At 67.6% G+C, this 20,513-nt stretch carries 20 protein-coding genes; 4 read left to right on the top strand and 16 right to left on the bottom strand.

What is annotated here, in order from left to right:
- Positions 1-7: 7 nt before the first annotated feature.
- The 3 genes from D6M19_RS03710 to D6M19_RS03720 form a co-directional block, all read right to left on the bottom strand.
- Positions 8-250: an RNA-binding protein gene (locus tag D6M19_RS03710; RefSeq protein ID WP_099040063.1), complete on the bottom strand. Its 243-nt coding sequence runs from the start codon at positions 248-250 to the stop codon at positions 8-10.
- Positions 247-735, bottom strand: a complete 489-nt coding sequence (gene rpsP / locus D6M19_RS03715; protein ID WP_123023816.1) for a 30S ribosomal protein S16 — start codon at positions 733-735, stop codon at positions 247-249. The genes D6M19_RS03710 and rpsP overlap by 4 nt, the downstream gene beginning before the upstream one ends.
- A gap of 175 nt (positions 736-910) precedes the next feature.
- Positions 911-1,333: a nuclear transport factor 2 family protein gene (locus tag D6M19_RS03720; protein ID WP_123023817.1), complete on the bottom strand. Its 423-nt coding sequence runs from the start codon at positions 1,331-1,333 to the stop codon at positions 911-913.
- A gap of 61 nt (positions 1,334-1,394) precedes the next feature.
- On the opposite strand from D6M19_RS03720, the gene D6M19_RS03725 reads away from it, so the two are divergent.
- Positions 1,395-2,273: a D-alanyl-D-alanine carboxypeptidase family protein gene (locus D6M19_RS03725; protein ID WP_123023818.1), complete on the top strand. Its 879-nt coding sequence runs from the start codon at positions 1,395-1,397 to the stop codon at positions 2,271-2,273.
- A 91-nt stretch (positions 2,274-2,364) separates the two neighbouring features.
- Entirely contained in the window at positions 2,365-3,192 is an 828-nt protein-coding gene (locus tag D6M19_RS03730; RefSeq protein WP_206428439.1) for a D-alanyl-D-alanine carboxypeptidase family protein, read from the top strand.
- 1 nt (position 3,193) lies between these two features.
- On the opposite strand, the gene D6M19_RS03735 is transcribed toward D6M19_RS03730, so the two are convergent.
- Genes D6M19_RS03735 through ffh form a run of 3 tightly spaced genes read right to left on the bottom strand, consistent with a single transcriptional unit; the run spans position 3,194 to position 6,610 of the window.
- Positions 3,194-3,982 carry a CDP-diacylglycerol diphosphatase gene (locus D6M19_RS03735; protein ID WP_234834688.1) on the bottom strand — a complete coding sequence of 263 codons (789 nt, stop codon included), beginning with the start codon at positions 3,980-3,982 and terminating at the stop codon, positions 3,194-3,196.
- Positions 3,972-5,051, bottom strand: coding sequence for an amidohydrolase family protein (locus D6M19_RS03740; RefSeq protein ID WP_123023820.1), 1,080 nt, complete (start codon positions 5,049-5,051; stop codon positions 3,972-3,974). Before D6M19_RS03740 ends, D6M19_RS03735 begins: the two co-directional genes overlap by 11 nt.
- On the bottom strand, positions 5,051-6,610 hold the full coding sequence (ffh, locus tag D6M19_RS03745; protein ID WP_123023821.1) for a signal recognition particle protein: 1,560 nt from the start codon (positions 6,608-6,610) through the stop codon (positions 5,051-5,053). The genes D6M19_RS03740 and ffh overlap by 1 nt, the downstream gene beginning before the upstream one ends.
- Positions 6,611-6,726: 116 nt before the next feature.
- Between ffh and D6M19_RS03750 the strand changes: the two genes are divergently transcribed.
- On the top strand, positions 6,727-7,065 hold the full coding sequence (locus tag D6M19_RS03750) for a hypothetical protein (RefSeq protein WP_164478315.1): 339 nt from the start codon (positions 6,727-6,729) through the stop codon (positions 7,063-7,065).
- Between the two features lie 17 nt (positions 7,066-7,082).
- Here the strand turns inward: D6M19_RS03750 and D6M19_RS03755 are convergent, their stop codons facing one another.
- The 4 genes from D6M19_RS03755 to ftsY form a co-directional block, all read right to left on the bottom strand.
- The gene (locus D6M19_RS03755; protein WP_123023823.1) at positions 7,083-9,566 is read right to left on the bottom strand and encodes a [protein-PII] uridylyltransferase; all 2,484 of its coding nucleotides are present in this window, start codon (positions 9,564-9,566) and stop codon (positions 7,083-7,085) included.
- An 80-nt stretch (positions 9,567-9,646) separates the two neighbouring features.
- Entirely contained in the window at positions 9,647-9,985 is a 339-nt protein-coding gene (locus D6M19_RS03760; RefSeq protein ID WP_123023824.1) for a P-II family nitrogen regulator, read from the bottom strand.
- 5 nt (positions 9,986-9,990) lie between these two features.
- Positions 9,991-11,370, bottom strand: a complete 1,380-nt coding sequence (locus D6M19_RS03765; RefSeq protein ID WP_164478316.1) for an ammonium transporter — start codon at positions 11,368-11,370, stop codon at positions 9,991-9,993.
- Between the two features lie 176 nt (positions 11,371-11,546).
- Positions 11,547-12,875, bottom strand: a complete 1,329-nt coding sequence (gene ftsY / locus D6M19_RS03770; protein ID WP_123023825.1) for a signal recognition particle-docking protein FtsY — start codon at positions 12,873-12,875, stop codon at positions 11,547-11,549.
- Between the two features lie 46 nt (positions 12,876-12,921).
- Here ftsY and fni point away from each other — a divergent pair, with 46 nt between their 5' ends.
- Entirely contained in the window at positions 12,922-13,926 is a 1,005-nt protein-coding gene (gene fni, locus D6M19_RS03775; protein WP_407665308.1) for a type 2 isopentenyl-diphosphate Delta-isomerase, read from the top strand.
- Between the two features lie 72 nt (positions 13,927-13,998).
- Here fni and smc read toward each other — a convergent pair whose 3' ends face one another.
- The 6 genes from smc to D6M19_RS03805 form a co-directional block, all read right to left on the bottom strand.
- On the bottom strand, positions 13,999-17,583 hold the full coding sequence (smc, locus tag D6M19_RS03780; protein ID WP_206428440.1) for a chromosome segregation protein SMC: 3,585 nt from the start codon (positions 17,581-17,583) through the stop codon (positions 13,999-14,001).
- A 26-nt stretch (positions 17,584-17,609) separates the two neighbouring features.
- Positions 17,610-17,894 (bottom strand): acylphosphatase, encoded by a 285-nt coding sequence (locus D6M19_RS03785; RefSeq protein ID WP_123023828.1) that lies wholly within the window; start codon positions 17,892-17,894, stop codon positions 17,610-17,612.
- Complete coding sequence (locus D6M19_RS03790) at positions 17,878-18,294, bottom strand: OsmC family protein (RefSeq protein ID WP_123023829.1); 417 nt, start codon at positions 18,292-18,294, stop codon at positions 17,878-17,880. Before D6M19_RS03790 ends, D6M19_RS03785 begins: the two co-directional genes overlap by 17 nt.
- Positions 18,295-18,378: 84 nt before the next feature.
- A complete protein-coding gene (mutM, locus tag D6M19_RS03795; RefSeq protein WP_123023830.1) occupies positions 18,379-19,236 on the bottom strand; it encodes a DNA-formamidopyrimidine glycosylase in 858 nt (285 codons plus the stop codon).
- Entirely contained in the window at positions 19,229-19,933 is a 705-nt protein-coding gene (gene rnc / locus D6M19_RS03800) for a ribonuclease III (protein WP_123023831.1), read from the bottom strand. Before rnc ends, mutM begins: the two co-directional genes overlap by 8 nt.
- The gene (locus tag D6M19_RS03805; RefSeq protein WP_123023832.1) at positions 19,930-20,484 is read right to left on the bottom strand and encodes a YceD family protein; all 555 of its coding nucleotides are present in this window, start codon (positions 20,482-20,484) and stop codon (positions 19,930-19,932) included. The genes rnc and D6M19_RS03805 overlap by 4 nt, the downstream gene beginning before the upstream one ends.
- Positions 20,485-20,513 lie beyond the last annotated feature (29 nt).

Raw genomic sequence — 20,513 nt, forward strand, 5'->3', positions numbered from 1 at the left:
CGGTCCGCTACTGGTCGGTGTCCACCACGTCGACGCGGATGCCCCGACCGCCGATACCTGCGACCAGGGTGCGCAGCGCAGTCGCGGTGCGGCCGCCGCGGCCGATGACCTTGCCGAGGTCCTCGGGGTGCACGTGCACTTCCACGGTGCGGCCGCGCCGGGATGTCACCATGTCGACCCGGACATCGTCGGGGTTGTCCACGATGCCGCGCACAAGATGCTCGACGGCGTCGACGACGACCGAGCTCACGATTCGTCGGCCTGCTCGGCGGCAGCGGCATCCGACGGCGCCGACGCATCGGCTTCGGGAGCTGCATCCGCGTCAACCGTGGCAGCCTTCTTGGCGGGCGCCTTCTTCTTCTTGGCGGTGGTGGCCTCGGTGCTGGGGCCGCCGTCGGCTTCCGCGAGCGCGGCGTTGAACAGATCCAGCTTGCTCGGCTTGGGCTCCTTGACCTTCAGCGTGCCCTCCGCGCCAGGCAGACCCTTGAACTTCTGCCAGTCGCCGGTGATCTTCAGCAGTGCCAGCACCGGTTCGGTGGGCTGGGCGCCGACGCCGAGCCAATACTGCGCGCGCTCCGAGTCGATCTCGATGAGGCTCGGATCTTCCTTCGGGTGATAGCGGCCGATGACCTCGATGGACCGGCCGTCACGGCGGGTGCGCGCGTCGGCGACGGCGATGCGGTACTGGGGATTGCGGATCTTGCCGAACCGGGTGAGTTTGATCTTTACAGCCATGGTGAAGCGAATTCTCCTGATGATTGCCACGCTGCAATTCAGCGATCGCGGGCGGAGGTGCCCGGATCCGGTTTTGCCTTACGTGTGTGACCATCGCGGGGCCGTAGTCCCGCGGCAGACAGCCGCCCATTGTGCCAGAACAGCCGCTACCGGGAGAAATCGCGCCCGGTCAGGGTCACAGGATCTTGTCGTAGCACTTGATCTCGACGCGGCGGGAGAACCGCCAGCCGTCGGCGGTGCGGACGAACTCGTCTTCGTACCAGACGCCGACCTGCATGACCTTGGGTTTCTCGCCCTTGAGCACCATCGGGTTGAAACAGAAGGTGCGGGCGGTGGCGGTGTCACCGGCGAGCTTGATGGCGGGCAACCCCAGCATGTGGGCGTTGCGCTCGAAATAGGTGGGCAGCGTCTCGGCCAGCCACGCCTTGATCTGCGGGTACCGGCCGTCGATGCCGCCGGTATCGCGGTAGTCGACATAGGCGTCTTGCATGAAGAGCTGGTCCAATTCGTCGAACTCGCGGCGATCGATGGCTTCGGAGTAGCTGATCAGCAGGTGTTGCAGTTCGAGACGGTCGGAGATCTCTTCGAGGCTCAGCATCCGTCCATACTGCCCGCGCGAACATTGCATGCACGAGAATCAGGGTTAGGCTGCTGGACCCATGGGGCGGTTTTTCACTGTCAGTGCTGCGTGCCTGAGCCTGGTTTTCCTGTCCGTCGTGCCGTTGGCCGACGCAGAGCCCGACATCCAACCCGTCGGCAATGTGGCACCCCCGGACGGACCTGCGCCCGCATGGATCGTGGCCGACATGGACACCGGCCAGGTGCTGGCCGAGCGTGAGATGGACGTCGCCCACCCGCCCGCGAGCACGATCAAGACCCTGCTGGTGCTGACCGCGCTCGACGAGGTGACCAACCTGGACGCGACGGTCGTCGGTACCGAGGCCGACACCCACGTCGAGTGCAGCTGCGCGGGGATCGAGCCGGGTCGCACCTACACCGCGCGCCAGCTACTCGATGCGATCCTGCTGATGTCGGGCAATGACGCGGCGAATGCGCTGGCAGACATGATCGGCGGCTACGAAACCGCGGTGGCCAAGATGAACGCCAAAGCCGCGTCGATCGGCGCGCTTGGCACGCATGCGACCACACCCTCGGGGCTGGACGGGCCCGGCGGTGCCGGAGCCACCACTCCGCGGGATCTGGCCGTCATCTTCCGCGCCGCAATGGCCAATCCGGTGTTCGCGGCGACGATCGCGCAGCCGGCGGCGACGTTCCCGACAGCCGAGGGCGATAAGCCGATCGTCAACGACGACGAGCTGTTGCACCGCTATCCCGGCACCCTCGGCGGCAAGACCGGGTTCACCGACGCGGCGAAGAAGACGTTCGTTGCGGCGGCGGACCGCGGCGGGCGCCGCCTTGTGATAGCCATGATGTACGGGCTGATCAAAGAGGGTGGCCCGACGTACTGGGATCAGGCAATTGGCCTGTTCGACTGGGGCTTCGCCCAGGACCGGCAGATGAGCGTCTCGTCGCTGTAGACGCGACGTCACTAAAAGTTGTTGATCCGCAATGGATCCGAGACCTCTGCGCGGCTAAAACCAGTGATTGCACGGGATACGCTCAGCCTCCGTGCGAAAAATGTTGGCTGCGTTGGTAACCGCGCTCGCGTTGACGAGCTCGGCGGTGGCCGTTCCGACCGCGACGGCTGAGCCCGGCGTCCAGCCGCCAGGCGCTGTCGCACTCCCCGACGGCCCCGCGCAGGCATGGCTGCTGGCCGACCTCGACTCCGGACGCATTCTGGCTTCCCAGGATCCCTACGGGCAGCACGCGCCCGCCAGCACCATCAAGCCGTTGCTCGCCATGGTGGTACTCGACAACCTGCGGCCCGACAACTTCGCGCGCGCAAATCAATCGCACACAGAGGTCGAATGTTCCTGCGTGGGACTGAAACCGGGCCAGGCCTACACCACACAGCAGCTGCTGTCGGCCCTGCTGATGGTGTCGGGCAACGATGCGGCCAACATGTTGGCCGACATGCTGGGCGGGCAGCAGGTCGCTGTGGCCGCGATGAACCGCAAGGCGGCGATCATCGGCGCCAAAAGCACGCGGGCATCCTCGCCATCGGGGCTCGACGGGCCGGGCTGGGAGTCGGTCACCACGCCGCACGACCTCGCGGTGATCTACCGCGCCGCCCTGACCTATCCGCTGATAGCCCAAATCTTCCAGGCGCGCTCGGCACCGTTCCCCGGAAAGACGATCAACGCTCAAAACCAGTTGCTGACCCGATATCCGGGCACCATCGCAGGCAAGACGGGGTTCACCAACCTCGCCCGCAACACCTTCGTCGCCGCCGCTGCGCGGGGCAACCGCCGGCTGATCGTGGTGGAGATGTACGGCCAAGGCGACCTTTACGGCCAGGCCATTGGGCTGTTCGACTGGGGTTTCGCCCAACCCTAGGTTACTTGCCCATTACCTCGGCCGGCGGCGGGCACGCGAAATGATCCTGCAGGTCCTCGCCATGGCCGCCGCCCGCGCTGTCGGCACGACCCGCGAGCAGAACGAAGCCCGGTCGCCCGTCGGCTCCGTTGCTGCCCACGACGACCAACGACTGTGCACCCATGGTGTCCCCCACGGGCAAGTCGTCGGCAAGCAGCCGAAACGGGTTGACCGCATCCAACTCGTCACCCGATATCGACATCGCCCGGTACTGCTGCCCGGCAAGCCTTCCTGGGAACGGCCGCCACGTCGCGCCGATCTCGTCGGCGTGCACCGTCAGCGCCTGCCGCACGTCGGCCCGGACACAGTCGATGTGAATGTGCAACTGGTCCTGCGACCGCGCATCCGCGGAGTTGATTGCCAGGCTCAGCCAATCGCGGGGCAGGTCACGCCCCGCGCGCTGTTCAACGAAGGACCGCGCCCGCCACGCGTCGGCGAAGTAGTTCGGCGCGTCGGCGGCCAGGATCTGTGAACTCTCGATTCCCGCCATACGCCCGGTCGGGATCAGCAGGAACTGGGTGGCGCCGACGAGGTCCTTGAGCACCGCATAGCCACGCTGTTCGCCGCCGTCGAGGTCGACCAGCGCGCACGGGGCAGGGTCACCATTGTTGCGCTGATCGGGTACGCACTGGCCGTTCACAATGGCCCACAACGCATTTGGGTCGGCTACGGCCTGCGGAGCACAGGCCGTAATCGCGAGTGCGGCCGCGAGCGCGCCCGCGACCCGTTGCAGCCACGCCCTAGTAGGCACGGCCGCGCAGCACGACAAGGGCCGGATGGTTGATGACGACCGCACCCGTACGCGGGTCATCGGCGTAACAGACCAGATCCGCGGACGCGCCGTGCTCGAGTGACGGCCTACCCAGCCAGTCGCGGGCGGCCCAGCTCGCCGCCCCGAGTGCCTCCGTCGGTGTCATGCCGATCCGCTTCAGCGCGTCGACCTCATCGCCGATGCGGCCGTGCGCGACCATGCTGCCCGCATCCGTGCCCGCGAATATCGGCACACCGGCTTCGCGCGCGGCGGCGAAGCGCGGGCCGCTGCGCCGGTAGAGATCGCGCATGTGGCCGGCGTAGGCCGGGTACTTCGCAGCGCCGTCGGCGATACCGGGAAAGTTCTCGATGTTGATCAGCGTCGGCACCAACGCCGTTCCGTGCTCCACCATCAGCGCGACGGTGTCGTCCGTGAGGCCGGTGCCGTGCTCGATGCAGTCGATACCCGCCCTGATCAGGCCTGGCAACGCGGCCTCGCTGAACACGTGGGCGGTGACGCGGGCGCCCTCGGCGTGCGCCGCCTGCATCGCCGCGACGAGCACCTCGTCGGACCACAGCGGCGCAAGGTCACCGACGTCCCTGTCGATCCAGTCGCCGACGAGCTTGACCCAGCCGTCGCCCCATCGCGCCTGCTCGGCGACTGCGTCGGGCAATTGCGACTCGTCTTCCAACTCGATCGCGAAATTACGCTCGTAGCGCTTCGGCCGAGCCAGATGGCGACCGTGCCGAATGATGCGGGGCAGGTCGTCGCGGTCGTCGAGGGCGCGGGTGTCGATCGGCGACCCGCAGTCGCGCAGCAACAGAGCGCCGACCCCGCGTTCGGTCTCGGCCTGCTCGATGCACTCGTCGAGGTTTTCGGCGGGGCCGTGCGCGCCGAGGCCGACGTGGCAGTGCGCATCGACGAGCCCGGGCACGATCCACCCGCTGTCGAAAACGGTCTGCGCGTCGGCGACCGGTTCGGCGCTCAGCACGCCGTCGACGATCCACCACTCCACCGGCTCTTCATCGGGCAGCCCGAGGCCGCGCACATGAAGGCTGGGGTGCCGCATCAGTTCTTTGGGAACTTCAGATTCGACAGGTCGATGTCGGCCAGGCCCGGTGGCAGCTCGTTGAGACCCTTGGGCATGTTGGACAGGTCGGGGAAGCCCTCCGGCACACCCGCGCCGAACGGACTGCGCACCTTCGGCGGCGTGGGACCCCGTCCCCCCTTCTTCTTTCCGGCCTGCTTGTTCTTGCCCTTGCCGGCCTTGCGCGAAGAACCCTTGCGGCCGAACGGCATTCCCATCTGGCCGGCCATCTGCGACATCATCTTGCGGGCCTCGAAGAACCGATCGACGAGCTGGTTGACCTCCGAGACCGTCACGCCGGAGCCGTTGGCGATGCGCAGCCGCCGTGAAGCGTTGATGATCTTCGGTTCGGCGCGCTCCTGCGGCGTCATGCCGCGGATGATGGCCTGCACCCGGTCGAGCTGGCTGTCGTCGACGGCGGCCAGCGCGTCCTTCATCTGCCCGGCGCCGGGCAGCATGCCGAGCAGGTTGCCGATCGGACCCATCTTGCGGATGGCCATCATCTGCTCGAGGAAGTCCTCCAGCGTCAGCTCGCCCGAGCCGATCTTGGCGGCGGCCTCCTCGGCCCGCTGCGCATCGAAGACCTGCTCGGCCTGCTCGATGAGGGTCAGCACGTCACCCATGCCGAGGATGCGGCCTGCCATCCGGTCGGGGTGGAAGACATCGAAGTCGTCGAGTTTCTCGCCTGCTGACGCGAACAGGATCGGCACGCCGGTGACCTCGCGCACCGACAGCGCCGCGCCACCGCGAGCGTCGCCGTCCAGCTTGGTCAGGACGACGCCGGTGAACCCGACACCCTCGCGGAACGCTTCTGCGGTGGTCACGGCGTCCTGGCCGATCATCGCGTCGACGACGAACAGCACCTCGTCGGGGTCGACGGCCTCGCGGATCGACGCGGCCTGCGACATCAGCTCGTCGTCGATGCCGAGCCGGCCGGCGGTGTCGACGATGACCACGTCGAAGTGTCTGGCCCTGGCCTCGGCGAGGCCGTCGCGGGCCACCTTCACCGGATCGCCGGGGGTGGCGTCAGCGGCCCCTTCGCCCGATGCGCCGGGGTGCGGCGCGAAGACCTCGACGCCCGCCTGGCCACCGACGACCTGCAGCTGATTCACCGCGCCGGGGCGCTGCAGGTCACACGCCACCAGCAGCGGCGTATGGCCCTGTCCACGAAGCCATTTGGCGAGCTTGCCGGCAAGGGTGGTCTTACCGGAGCCCTGCAGACCGGCGAGCATCACGACGGTCGGCGGTGTCTTGGCGAACGCCAGCTGACGGGTCTGCCCGCCGAGGATGCCGACCAGTTCGTCGTTGACGATCTTGACGACCTGCTGGGCCGGGTTGAGGGCGGCGGACACCTCCGCACCGCGCGCGCGTTCTTTTATGCGGGCGACGAACGCGCGCACCACGGGCAGCGAGACGTCGGCCTCAAGCAGCGCCAGCCGGATCTCGCGGGTGGTCGCGTCGATGTCGGCGTCGGTCAACCGCCCCTTGCCGCGTAGCCCCGAAAGGACACCGGTCAACCGGTCGGAAAGGGATTCAAACACGCGTCAAGACTAACTGGCGTCCGAAACGGCGCAGTGTGTGACGGTCGCTGCCGCGGTCGAGCCGCAGTGTCGGGTCTAGTGCGGGCACCGAGAACATAGGCGAACACCCTATTTCGATGACCACCTCGACAGCTTTGGGTCGGCTTCTGCCCGCCACGCTGCTGGCGACCGGCCTGACGATCGCCGCCGCCGCACTCGGTGGCCTCACGGCAGGAGCCCAACCCCGTGAATGGGATATCGAGGTATACGACGCCTGTGTAGCCCAGCAGAACTGGCACGACGCAATAGCAAACGTGCAGGGTCTCACCTACTGCTGCCTGAAATCCGGTGGTGTGGCGGACACTCACGGTTATTGCTCCGCTCCGCCCGCCGAAGCGGTGTCCAGCACGCCGCCGACGCGTAGTCCGGCTCCCAAGGTCCCCGTCGCACCGCAGCCGGCGGCTCCCGTCGGCTGACCACCGCCGCCACGGTTCTAGCTGGCTTCCTCCACCGGCTTCGGAGGCGGCGGGGTGGGCAACACCGCGTACAGGTCGCGTTCCAGCTCGTCGCGGATCGGGCTGCCGTCACCCGCGGCGGCCGGTATCACGACACCGAAGAGGTCAACCACCGATGAGCCCAGCGTGGTGACCTTCGCCCATGCGATGTCTACGCCGTCGCGCTCGAACACCGCAGTCAGCCGCGCAAGCAGGCCCGCGCGGTCGGTGGACCGGATCTGCACCACCTGCTCGCCGGGCTCCGCGCCCTCCGACCACAGGATCCGTGGCGGCGCCGTGGCGTGATTGATGGGCACCGCGGCGGGTACGTCGCCCGCCCGCGCCGTGCCGTACTGCGCGGCGTCGCGGTCGCGGCGATCCAGCGATGCGAGCACGTCGAGTTCACCATCGAGGGCGAGGATGAGCTGCTGTCGCAGTAGCTCGGCGGCGGGCGGCGAGCCGAAGTGCGGTGAGACGACAAACGTGTTGATCGCCGAGCCTTCGTGACCGTTCACCGAAGCCGAATGCACCCGAAGCGAGTTCAGCGCAAGCACACCGGCCGCCTTTGACAGCAGTCCGCGCCGATCGGGCCCGATCATCGTCACGTGGTAGATGTGCGGGCTGTCCCCCGGCGTCATCTCCACATGCACGCCCACCGTCGATGCAAGCGAAAGATGGCGCGGGTCAACGGGATCGGGCTGCGGCAGCTCCTCGCCCGCCATGACGAGCCTGCAGCGCCGCACCAGGTCGCCGATCAGCGACGCCTTCCAGTCGCCCCACACACCGGGCCCGGTCGCCAGCGAGTCGGCCTCGGCAAGCGCGGCCAACAGCTCCAGCAGGACCGTATCGCCTTCCAGCGCGTCGACAACGGCTTCGATGGTTTTCGTGTCCTGCAGGTCACGTCGGGTCGCGGTGTGAGGAAGGAGGAGGTGGTGCCGCACGACCTTGGAGAGCACCTCGACGTCCGACGGCCACAGGCCGAGCCTGGTGCCGATCTGGGTGGCCAGCTCGGCGCCGATGACGCTGTGGTCACCGCCCCTGCCCTTGCCGATGTCGTGGCAAAGCGCACCGAGCAGCAGCAGATCGGGTCGTGACACTCGAGTGGTGAATGCGCTTGCCCGCGAGACGGTCTCGACAAGATGACGGTCGACGGTCCAGATGTGCACGACGTCACGGGGCGGCAGATCACGCACAGCACCCCACTCTGGGAAGAGCCTGCCCCACAGGCCGGTCCGGTCGAGCGCCTCGATCGTGGCCACCGCCGTCGGGCCTGCTGCCAACATCACCAGCAGGTCCTTGAGGGCCTGCTGCGGCCACGGTGTGCGAAGTTCGGGGGCGGATTGGCCGAGCCGGGCCAAAGTGGACGCCGCCATCGGCAGGCCGGTGCTCGCCGAGGCGGCGGCGACGCGCAGGATGAGGCCGGGGTCGCGCTCGGGGCGCGCGTCGCGGGCAAGGATCACCTCGCCACCGAATTCGATCACTCCTTCGTCTAGCGGTCGCCGCACAGGTCGTCGCAGCGCGGCGAATCCGCGGCGCGGCAACGCATTACCAGCGGTGCGCAAACCGGCGTCGACATAGAAGCTGATCGTGCGCGCGGCGTCGGAGAGCATGCGGGCCAGATCGAAGCGGTCACCGATGCGCAGGGCCGCGCCGATCTCGTCGGCATGCTGGGCCAGCACGAGCTCTCGGCCACGGCCGGACACCCGGTGCAGCTCGGTGCGGACGTTGAGCAGCGCGAGATGCGCCTCACCGAGCGTTTCGGTGGGCGAGGCCAACGACCGGCTGGGGTAGACGTCGGCCAGTTGGGCGATCGCCAGCGCGTTCAGCAGCTGCACATCGCGCAAGCCACCGCGGCCGGTCTTCAGATCCGGCTCGGCACGGTGGGCGATCTGGCCGCTGCGTTGCCACCGCTGCTTGGTGTGTGCGACGAGCTCGTCGAAGCGCGAGGCGATCCCGGTACGCCACTGTCGACGCGCACCACCGACCAACAGCGTCGACAGGTCGGCATCGCCCGCGATATGGCGCACCTCCAACATCGCCAGCCCGGCCGAGATGTCCTCGCCTGCGACCTTCATCGCCTCGGCTACCGTTCGTACGCTGTGGTCGAGCCGAATATTGGCGTCCCACAACGGATACCAAAGGTTCTCTGCGACCTCACTGACGACCTTCGCCGGCAGGTTGTCGTGCAGCAGCATCAGGTCGAGATCGGAGTACGGCAGCAGTTCCCGGCGGCCGAGGCCACCGGTGGCGACGATCGCGAAGCCGCTGGTCTCGGTTATTCCGATGTCGGTGGCCTTCGACGAGAGCCAGAATTCGTGCAGGTCGAGCAGGGCGTCGCGCAGTGCCGCGGCGTCCAGGTGATGGCTACCCGATAGCAGGTTCTCGCACGCCGCGGTCAGGTCTGTCGCGGCGTTCGAAGAGACCGCCGCCGGAACCCCCGATGAGGGGGCGCCGGCGGCGGAATCTCGTTTCTGCTCTGTCATTTTCATATCCTCCCCCGGCCCTTTACCTGTTAACGCTCACGGTGCCGCGCCGGGAGACGACGTCTCAATTCACCTGCGGATCAAAGGGCGTCGGTCCCCCGCTCGCCCGTGCGGACCCGAACCACGGTGTCGACCGGGCTCACCCACACCTTGCCGTCGCCGATCTTTCCGGTCCTGGCGGCCTGCACGATCACGTCCACCACCTTGTCGACCGCCGAGTCGTCGACGAGCACCTCGATGCGCACCTTGGGCACGAAGTCCACGGAGTACTCCGCACCGCGGTACACCTCGGTGTGGCCCTTCTGGCGTCCGTAGCCCTGCACCTCGCTGACGGTCATTCCGAGAATTCCCGACTGCTCGAGGCCCGTCTTGACGTCTTCGAGCGTGAACGGTTTGACGATCGCAGTAATCAGCTTCATTTCCCTCATTCCTCCGGGCTTGGTCGACCGAGAACCGAACTGCTGCCGACCGTAGCGAAGTCGTAGCCGGATTCTGCGTGTTCGGCTTCGTCAGGTCCGGTGGATTCATCCTCCTCGTCAAGACGGAGCCCCACGGTGAACTTCACGATGAAAGCCAAGATAGTCGTGGCGACCGCGCAGTAGACGAAAACGGCGCCTGCGCCCACTGCCTGGCGCCAAAGCTGGTCGAATCCGCCTCCGTAGAACAGACCCGCGACACCGTTATAGGTCTCGGGTGCGGCCACCAGGCCGATCATCAGCGTGCCGATAAATCCGCCGACTAGGTGGACACCGACAACGTCGAGCGAATCGTCGTAACCCAGTTTGTATTTCAGGCCCACGGCGAGTGCACACAAGATACCGGCGACGAAGCCGATCACGAGCGCGCCGACAACGTTGACCGAGCCGCAGGACGGCGTGATCGCGACAAGACCCGCCACGATGCCCGAGGCGGCACCCAGCGAGGTGGCCTTGCCGTCCCGAATTCGTTCCGTGAGTAGCCATGCCAGCATGGCCGCGGCCGTGGCGACGGTCGTGGTGATCATCGTCGAGCCGGCCGTGCCATTCGACGAGGTTGCCGAACCTGCGTTGAAGCCATACCAGCCGAACCACAGCAGGCCCGCGCCGAGCATGACGAACGGCAGGTTGTGCGGACGCATCGGTGTCGACGGCCAGCCCTTGCGCTTGCCGAGGATGATCGCCAGCACAAGACCCGCCGTACCCGCGTTGATGTGAACCGCCGTGCCACCGGCGAAGTCGATCGCTGCGAGTTTGTTGGCGATCCAGCCACCGGTCTCGGCGGTGCCGCCGTCGAAGGAGAACACCCAGTGGGCGATCGGGAAGTAGACGAACGTCGCCCACAGCGCCGAGAACAGCAACCAGCCGCCGAATTTGAGGCGATCGGCCACCGCGCCGGAAATCAGCGCGACGGTGATGATCGCGAACATCAGCTGGAAGGCGACGAAGACGGTCGCAGGGAATGTGAACACCAATGGAATCTGGACCGCGTCGGCGGCCTCCACGCCGGCTGCCGGGTCGGCGACGACTGCTTCCGCAGCGTTTCCGCCTATCAGACCCTTGAGCCCGAAGAACTGTGTCGGATCTCCGAAGAGATTTCCGACGTCATTGCCGAACGCTAGCGAATAGCCGTAGAGCACCCACAGCACCGTCACGACGCCCATGGCGCTGACGCTCATCATGATCATGTTGAGCACGCTCTTGGCGCGAACCATGCCGCCATAGAAGAACGCCAGGCCCGGTGTCATCAGCAACACCATCGCGGAGCTGACTAGCATCCACGCGGTATCACCGGTGTCCGGTATGCCCAAAGTCGGGAATCCATCCACTCGCAGTTTCCTCCTTTGACGAGGCAGGGCCGCAAAGGTTTTTACGACCGTTGACCTGGTCCAGAACAATGCTGAGTGGTTGTTTCGTCTAAGACGCCTGTGTGTTTCGCTCGTGTGAACGGATACGCCGGTTACGTTTCGGCGGTGTTACATCGCGCGGTTTTGACACGCGTTCGTTAACCGAGGAGTGCGTCGACGAAGGCTTCGGGCTCGAACGGCGCGAGATCGTCGGGCCCTTCGCCGAGGCCGACGAGTTTGACCGGCACACCCAATTCCTGTTGCACACGGAACACGATTCCGCCCTTTGCTGTGCCGTCGAGTTTGGTCAGTGCCACGCCGGTGATGTCGACGACGTCGGCGAACACGCGGGCCTGTGCCAAACCGTTCTGACCGATGGTCGCATCCAGCACCAGAAGCACCTCGTCGACCGCCGCACGCTTACTCACCACACGCTTGACCTTGCCGAGTTCGTCCATCAACCCGGTCTTGGTGTGCAACCGCCCTGCGGTGTCGATGAGGACGACGTCGGCGCCCGCCTGGATGCCCTTGTCGACGGCGTCGAACGCCACGGACGCGGGATCGGCGCCCTGCGCGCCGCGCACCACCTCGGCGCCCACTCGCGAGGCCCAGGCCTGCAGCTGATCGGCAGCGGCCGCGCGGAAGGTGTCGGCGGCGCCGAGAACCACCCTGCGCCCGTCGGCGACCAGCACACGGGCCAGCTTGCCGACCGTGGTGGTTTTACCGGTGCCGTTGACGCCGACGACCAGCATCACCGCCGGGTGGTCGTCGTGTGGCAGCGCCCTGACCGAGCGGTCCAGCTCCGGGTGCAGCTCGGCGACAAGCACCTCACGCAGCACCGCGCGGGCGTCCGCCTCGGTGCGTACCCGGCCGCTGGCCAGTCGCTCGCGCAGCGCGGTCACCACAGAATCGGTGACGACCGAGCCCAGATCGGCGATCAGCAGCGTGTCCTCGACGGCCTCCCAGGAGTCCTCGTCGAGATCGCCGCCGCCGAGCAGCCCGAGCATGCTCTTGCCCAGCGCGTTCTGCGATTTGGCCAGCCGCCCGCGCAGCCGCTCGAGGCGGCCTTCAGTCGGGGCGATGGCATCAAGTTCACGAGAGGCCGGTTCGGCGGCCGGCTCGGGCAGCTGGATGTCGGCGATCGGCCGCTTGGGCGCGTCACGCGGGATGGTGGCGTCGTCGCCGACGGCGGGCAGGCCGCTGGTGTCGAGGCGTTCCGGCGGCGCCTTGGCGGGCGGCGGCGCTGTCGCAGATGCTGACGATTGTGTGAACGAGATGCCAGAAGACGCGGTGTATCCGCCGGACCTGTCGACGGGTGTGGCAGTGTCTGTGCTGGTGGACGAGTCGAGGCTGATCTTGCCGCGGCGCGATCGGACCAGGCCGAACACCACGACAGCAGCGACGACCAGAACGGCGATGACCGCGATTGCGATCCATAGACCCTCGGACACCGTGCCATTGTCCCAATGTGGGTAGACGGTGAGCATGCAGCCCACCGCGGACGCGAGGAGCAAAGCGACCTTGGCTAACGGAATGGAGTCCCGTAAAGCCAGGCACATCGACGTGTGCCTGACCGAGGCGGTGGACTACCAGACCGTGACGACGGGCCTGGAGCGCGTCGCGCTGCCCTACAACGCGCTGACCCAGACCAATCTGGGCGCCATCGATCTGCACACCGACTTCCTTGGCGTGCGGCTCGAGGCGCCGGTGCTGATCGGGGCGATGACGGGCGGCGCCGAACTTTCCGGTGTCATCAACCGCAATCTGGCCGCCGCCGCGCAGAAGCTCGGGATCGGCATGATGCTCGGCTCGCAGCGCATCATGTTGGGCGACGAGGTCGCGGCGGCGAGCTTCGCGGTGCGCGACGTCGCGCCCGATGCTCTACTGGTCGGCAACATCGGGTTGGCGCAACTGTCCGAAGAGCTGGTGCCACAGCTGGTCGACGCGCTTGATCGCGTCGGCGCGAATGCACTTGCGGTACATACCAATCCGCTGCAGGAGGCCATGCAGCGCGAGGGCGACACCGACTTCTCCGGCTCGGTCGATCGGCTCCGGGAGATCGCCAGGTCGATCAACTACCCGGTGATGCTCAAGGAGGTCGGCCACGGCATCGGGGCGACGGCAGCCGCCGAACTGGTGGGCTGCCCGATCGCCGCCGTCGACGTGGCGGGCGCGGGCGGCACCTCGTGGGCGCGTGTCGAGCAGTACGTCCGCTACGGCGAGATCCGCTACCCGGCCCTTGCCGAATGGGGCATCCCCACCGCGCAGGCGTTGCAGGAGGTGCGTCAGACGCTGCCCGACGTATCGCTGGTCGCATCGGGAGGAATCCGCACCGGCATGGACGCCGCCAAGGCACTTGCGCTGGGCGCCGACGTCGTCGCGGTGGCGCGTCCACTGCTCGCACCGGCCATCGAATCGACTGCGGCCGTGCTGGATTGGCTTGTCAACTTCATCGCCGAGTTGCAGATCTGCCTGCACGGTTGCGGTGCGGCCGACCTGGCGTCGCTACGCCACCGAGGCGTCACACCCGTCTCCTAGCGCGCCGAAACTCACGTTTCGGCGCGAAAATGCGAGTAGTTCGCGCCTAAACGTCAATTTCGGCGAGGCACATCAGCCCGCGGTTACCAGTTCTTGGCCGCGCATGCGCTGCGAGATCACCGCGGTGATGCCGTCGTCGCGCATCGTCACGCCGTAGAGCGCGTCGGCGACCTCCATCGTCGGCTTCTGGTGGGTGATGACGATCAACTGCGAGCGTTCCCGCAGCTGCTCGAACAGCGAGATGAGGCGGCGCAGGTTGGCGTCGTCCAGTGCGGCTTCCACCTCGTCCATCACGTAGAACGGCGACGGCCTGGCCCGGAAGATCGCCACCAGCATCGCGACCGCGGTCAACGACTTCTCGCCGCCCGACAGCAGCGACAGCCGCTTGATCTTCTTGCCGGGCGGGCGCGCCTCGACCTCGATGCCGGTGGTCAGCATGTCGTTGGGATCGGTGAGCAGCAGCCTGCCCTCACCGCCGGGGAACAATGTCGAGAACACTTGCGTGAACTCGCGTTCCACGTCGACGAAGGCCTCCGTGAACACCTGCAGGATGCGGGTGTCGACGTCGGTGATGACGTCGAGCAGGTCCTTTCGCGCGCCCTTGACGTCCTCCAGCTGGGTGGACAGGAAGTTGTAGCGCTCCTCGAGCGCGGCGAACTCCTCCAACGCCAGCGGGTTGACTCGTCCGAGCTCGTTGAGTTCGCGTTCGGCCTTCTTAGCCCGGCGTTCCTGGGTGGAGCGATCGAACGGCATCGGGGCGGGCGCGGTGACCTGCTCGCCGCGTTCGCGGGCTTGTTCGTATTCGGCCATCTCCAGTTCCGACGGCGGCAGCGCCACGTCGGGTCCGTACTCGGCGATCAGGTCGTCGGTCGCCATTCCGAATTGGTCGAGCACCTGCTGCTCGAGCTGCTCGATCCGCAGCGCCGCTTGGGCTTTGGCGACCTCGTCGCGGTGCAGCGCCTCGGTGACCGCGGCGATTTTCGAGCTGAACTCGGCGACCTGCTCGCGCACCTTGGCCAGTGCGTCGATCCGTTGACGGCGCTCGGCGGCCACCGCGTCACGACGGCGCGATGCGACCCCGACCGTCGCGTGCAGACGCTGCGCGAGGACACGCCCCGAATCGGCGACCGCCGCCGCGACGGCCGCGGCGTGTTCGCGAGCCTCCCGCGCACGCTGGGCCCGCAGCCGAGCCTCCCGTTCGGCGGCCGCGGCACGACGTAGTGAATCCGCCCGCCCGCGAACGGCGTTCGCCCGCTCCTCGGCGGTACGAACCGTGAGTCGCGCCTCGACTTCGGCGGACCGGGCGGCCTCGGCGGCCGCGACGGTGACCTGCCGGTCGGTCGGTGCGGCGTCCATCAAGGGCGCCTGCTCGGCGTTGTGCAGCCGCTGCTCGAGTGCGGCCAGTTCCTCGACGGTCTGCACCCGACCGATCTCCAGCTCGTCACGCCGCCGGATCAGCCGCTGCCATTCGTCGTCGGCGGTGCGGGCGTCCTGGCCGAGCCTGCCCAGTTGCTCGTAGATCGCCGAGATCGCGGCGTCGGACTCGTTGAGCGCGGCCAACGCCTGCTCGGCGGCGTCCTGGCGGGCCTTCTGCTCGGCCAGCGCACCGGACAGCGCGGCGCTCAGCTCGCCGGCCTGCTTTTCCGCGGCGGTCAGCTCGCCGCGGGCCTTCTCCACCTCGGAGGTGATCTCCAGGGTGCTGGGTTTGCGATCCGACCCGCCGCTGACCCAGCCCGCGCCGACGAGATCGCCGTCGGCGGTGACCGCACGCAGCTGCGGGCGCGCCGCCACCAGGTCGAGCGCCGCGGCCAGATCGCGCACCACCGCGACACCGGACAACATCGCGGTGAGCGCGCCGCGCAACCGCGACGGCATGTCCACCAGATCGGTCGCCCACAGCGCGCCTTCGGGCGGCAAGCCCGACTGCACGGTCGCCTCGACGGGCCAGTCGCCGAGCACGATCGCCGCGCGTCCCCCGTCGGACGCCTTGAGCGCGGCGACGGCCGAGCGGGCGGCACCGAAGCTCTCGGCGGCGACGGCGTCGGCCGCCGCACCCAGCACAGCCGCGATGGCCGCCTCGTAGCCGGGTCGCACCTTGACCAGATTGGCCACCGAGCCGAAAAGCCCTGCGCCGGAAAGGTTTCTCTGCAGCCACGCGGCGCCGTCTTTGCGGTCGAGGCCGACCGCAAGGGCGTCGATGCGGGCGCGCAGCGACGCGACGTGACGCTCTGCGCTTCGCTCCCCGGCCTGAAGCTCGGCGACGCGTTCGTCGGCGAGCCGCAGCGCTGTCACGCTGCGGTCGTGTTGCTCGTCGAGCCCGACCTCGCCCGCGTCGAGCTCACCGACGCGGCCCTGCACCGTCTCGAACTCGGCCTTGGCCAGCTGCGCGCGGGTGCCCGCCTCTTCGATGTTCTCGGTCAGCCGCGCGACGGTCTCGTCGATGGACTCCACGCGGGTGCGCATGGTGTCGACCTGGCCAGCCAGCCGGGCCAGCCCTTCGCGGCGGTCGGCCTCGGCGCGCACCGCCGCCAGGTGTGCGCGTTCGGCTTCAGCGGCGATGCGCTCACGTTCGGTCAGCTCGTCGCGGGCCGCGGTGAGCCGCTCGCGGGACTCACCCAGCTCGGCGAGCAGCTGCCGCTCGCGCGCGGCGATCTCGTCGGCCTCGGCCTCGAGTGCGTCGGGGTCCGCCCCGCTGGACGCCTCCTGCTCGGTTTCAAGGTGCTGGGCCCGTTCGCTGGCGATCCGGACCGTCGCGCTGACGCGTTCTGCCAGCGCGGACAACCGAAACCAGCTCTGCTGTGCGGCCTCGGCGCGCTCGCTCAGCCCGGCGACCGCCGATTCGTGGGTGTCGAGCTCAACGGTGGCGGCTTCCAGCCGGCTGGTCATCTCGTCGTGTTCGCGCCGCAGCGATGTCTCGGCCTGGTTGGTGTTGTTGAATTCGCCTCTGCGGGTGACCAGGTCGTCGGCTGCCAGCCGCAGCCGCGCGTCGCGCAGGTCGGCCTGGATGGTCTGCGCGCGGCGCGCCATCTCGGCCTGCCTGCCCAGCGGCTTGAGCTGGCGGCGCAACTCGGTGGTGAGGTCGGTCAGCCGGGCCAGGTTCGCCGACATCGAGTCGAGCTTGCGGACCGCCTTCTCTTTGCGCTTGCGGTGCTTGAGGACACCTGCGGCCTCTTCGATGAATGCCCGCCGGTCCTCCGGGCGGGACTCGAGGATCTCCGAAAGCTTGCCCTGTCCGACGATGACGTGCATCTCGCGGCCGATGCCCGAGTCGCTGAGCAGTTCCTGCACATCCATCAAACGGCAACTGCTGCCGTTGATTTCGTATTCGCTGCCACCATCGCGGAACATCCGGCGGGTGATCGACACCTCGGAATACTCGATCGGCAGCGAATTGTCGGAGTTGTCGATCGTGACGGTGACCTCGGCCCGGCCCAGCGGTGGCCGCGACGATGTGCCCGCGAAGATGACGTCTTCCATCTTGCCGCCGCGCAGGGTCTTGGCGCCCTGCTCGCCCATCACCCAGGTGAGCGCGTCGACCACGTTGGACTTGCCCGAACCGTTGGGTCCGACGACGCAGGTGATGCCCGGTTCGAAGCGCAGAGTCGTCGGCGAAGCAAAGGACTTGAAGCCCTTCAGCGTCAAACTCTTGAGGTGCACGATGGGCCACACTACAGCCGAGAAGGCTATCGCTCGGTGAAGCCCGCTATCGCGTCGCCGACTTCAGACCAATCCGCGACGACTTTCTCGACGCGGCCCGGCGTGTTACCGCTTTCCAGCAGGTCAAGCAGGCGCTGGCAGTTGTCACGAGGCCCCTGCGCGACGACCTGTACGCGCCCGTCGGACCGATTCGACGCGTACCCCGTCAACCCCAGCTCCAGGGCTCGCGAGCGGGTCCACCACCTGAACCCGACGCCCTGTACGTAGCCGTGCACCCATGCCGTCAGCCGAACGTCAGCTAACTCCTGCACCACTAACCCCAAATGTCACTTTGGTCCCGGATCTCAGGGTGCGGCCGACCGTGCACACCTGGTCGATCGCCCGCTCCACGACGGTGAGCACCCGCGCCACCTCGTCGTCCGACAGCCCGGACAGGTCGAGTTTCATCCGCTCGTCGAGGTGTGGGTAGCGCTCCTGGTCGCGGTCTGCCGCCCCGGACACCTCGATCGTCACCTGGTAGTCCTCGCCCAGCCTGCGTTGCAGTGGTGCGTCGCTGGCCATGCCGCTGCAGGCCGCGAGCGCGATCTTCATCAGCTCACCGGGGGTGAACACCCCCTCGACGTCCTCGTTGCCGACGAGCACCTGCGCGCCCCGGGTGCTGCGCCCGGTGTAGCGGCGCACGCCAGTGCGCTCAACCCAGAGTTCCGTCATGACTCCCCTTGCCGCGCGAACGTGCGCAGTTGGCCGCAATTTCGCGGCGTGTCGTGTGCAAACACGCGCGCTCGCGGGGCGAGTCTAGTCCCGGCGGACGCGCGGTCTTGGTTGGCACCGTGGGCAGTAGAACGACGACCTGTTCATGAACTTCTCCCTTCGCATCACCGCACCGCAGCGCCTGCATGGCTCACCCTCGCGTCCGTAGGCGTCAAGCGATCGCTCGAAGTACCCGGATTCGCCGTTGACGTTGACGTACAGCGAGTCGAACGACGTGCCGCCGTGGCCAAGCGCATCGGTCATCACCTCCGTTGCGGCGTCCAGCAGCGCGCCGAGCTGCTTGCGGCTCAGCGACGACGCCAGCCTGGCTCCGTTGATCTTGACGCGCCACAGCGCCTCGTCGGCGTAGATGTTGCCGATGCCCGACACCACGGTCTGATCGAGCAATTGGCGCTTGATCTCGGAATGCTTGCGCCGCAACACCGTAACGACGCCTTCACGGTCGAACTTCGGATCCAACGGGTCGCGGGCGATATGGGCGACGGGCACAGGAACGTCGGTGCCGTCGACGGTGACCACGTCGGTCAGCATCCACCCGCCGAACGTGCGCTGGTCGACGAAGCTCAGCGTGGTGCCGTCGTCGAGCAGGGCCGCGATCCGCAGGTGCCCCTCGTTGGGGACCGGTCCCAACAGCATCTGTCCGCTCATCCCGAGATGGACGACCAACGCGGAGTCGTCGTCAAGGGTGAGCCACAGATACTTGCCGCGGCGGCCGGTTCCGGTGATGCGCACGTTCAGCAGCCGCGCCGTCAGATCGACGGGTCCCGCCTCGTGACGGCGCACGGCGCGGGGATGGTGCACCCGCACGGCGGTGATGGTCTTGCCCGCCACATGTGCCTGCAGGCCCCGCCGAACGACCTCCACCTCGGGGAGTTCAGGCATCGACGTTTGAGGCCGACAGCGCCGTCCATGCCGAGGCCGCGGCCTTCAACTCGGCTTCCTTCTTGGTGCGGCCCACGCCCCTGCCGTACTCGGTGTTCATCACGACGACCGTCGCGGTGAACTCCTTGTCGTGATCGGGTCCGGTCGCGGTCACCAAATAGGACGGCGCGCCCATGCCGCGCGCGGCGGCCAGCTCCTGCAGGCTGCTCTTCCAGTCCAGACCCGCACCGAGGGTCGGCGCGGTCTCGATCAGCGAGCGGAACAACCGCAGGATCACCTCGCGAGCACCCGATAGGCCATGCTCGAGATAGATTGCGCCAAGCAGGGATTCGACGCCGTCGGCCAGAATGCTCGACTTGCCTGCACCGCCGGAGTTCTCCTCTCCCTTGCCAAGCAGGAGGTAGGTGCCGAGCCCATCGTCCGTCAAGCCGCGACCGACGTCGGCCAACGCCTGGGTGTTGACGATGCTGGCGCGCAGCTTGGCCAGATCGCCCTCCGAGCGGTCGGGATGCCGGTGATAGAGCTCCTCGGTGATGGTCAGCCCGAGCACGGCGTCGCCGAGGAACTCGAGCCGTTCGTTGGTCGGCAGACCGCCGTTCTCGTAGGAATAGCTGCGGTGCGTGAGCGCCATGGTGAGCAGCTCGTCGGGCAGCTCGATCCCGAGCGCCTCGACCAGAGCGGCACGATCACCCGTCACTTATCGTCGGTCTCCAGCATCGAGGAGAGCTTCGCCCAGCGCGGATCGATCTTCTCGTGATGGTGGCCGGGCTCCGCGGTCGCCATCGGGATGCCGCAATCAGGGCACAGCCCTTGGCAATCCGGTCCGCACAGCGGCGAAAACGGCAGTGCCAGACCGACGGCGTCGATGACCGGCTGCTCGAGGTCGACGGAGTCGTTGACGACGTGTCCGACCTCGTCGGCGTCGGTGGTCGCCTCCGTCGCGCTGTCGGGGTAGGCGAAGAGCTCGGTGAGGTCTATCTCGACGTCCCCGGTGACCGGCGTGAGGCAGCGCGCGCACTCCCCCGTCGTCGGCGCCGACATCGTCCCGGTGACCAGCGCGCCTTCCGACACCGACTCGATCCGCAGGTCGAGCTCGAGCGGTGCGCCCTCGGGGATCGCCGCCAGCTCGAGACCGATGCGCGCCGGGCTTGGCACCGTCTCCTGGAACGTCATCATCGAGCCCGGCCGCCGGCCCAGCCGGGCGATGTTGATGACGAGCGGCGAGCGGGAATTCCTGTGCGTCGCCATACTGACGATCCTACGACTCGTATTTGGCA

It is taken from the genome of Mycolicibacterium stellerae (assembly GCF_003719305.1).
GTDB classification, from domain to species: domain Bacteria; phylum Actinomycetota; class Actinomycetes; order Mycobacteriales; family Mycobacteriaceae; genus Mycobacterium; species Mycobacterium stellerae.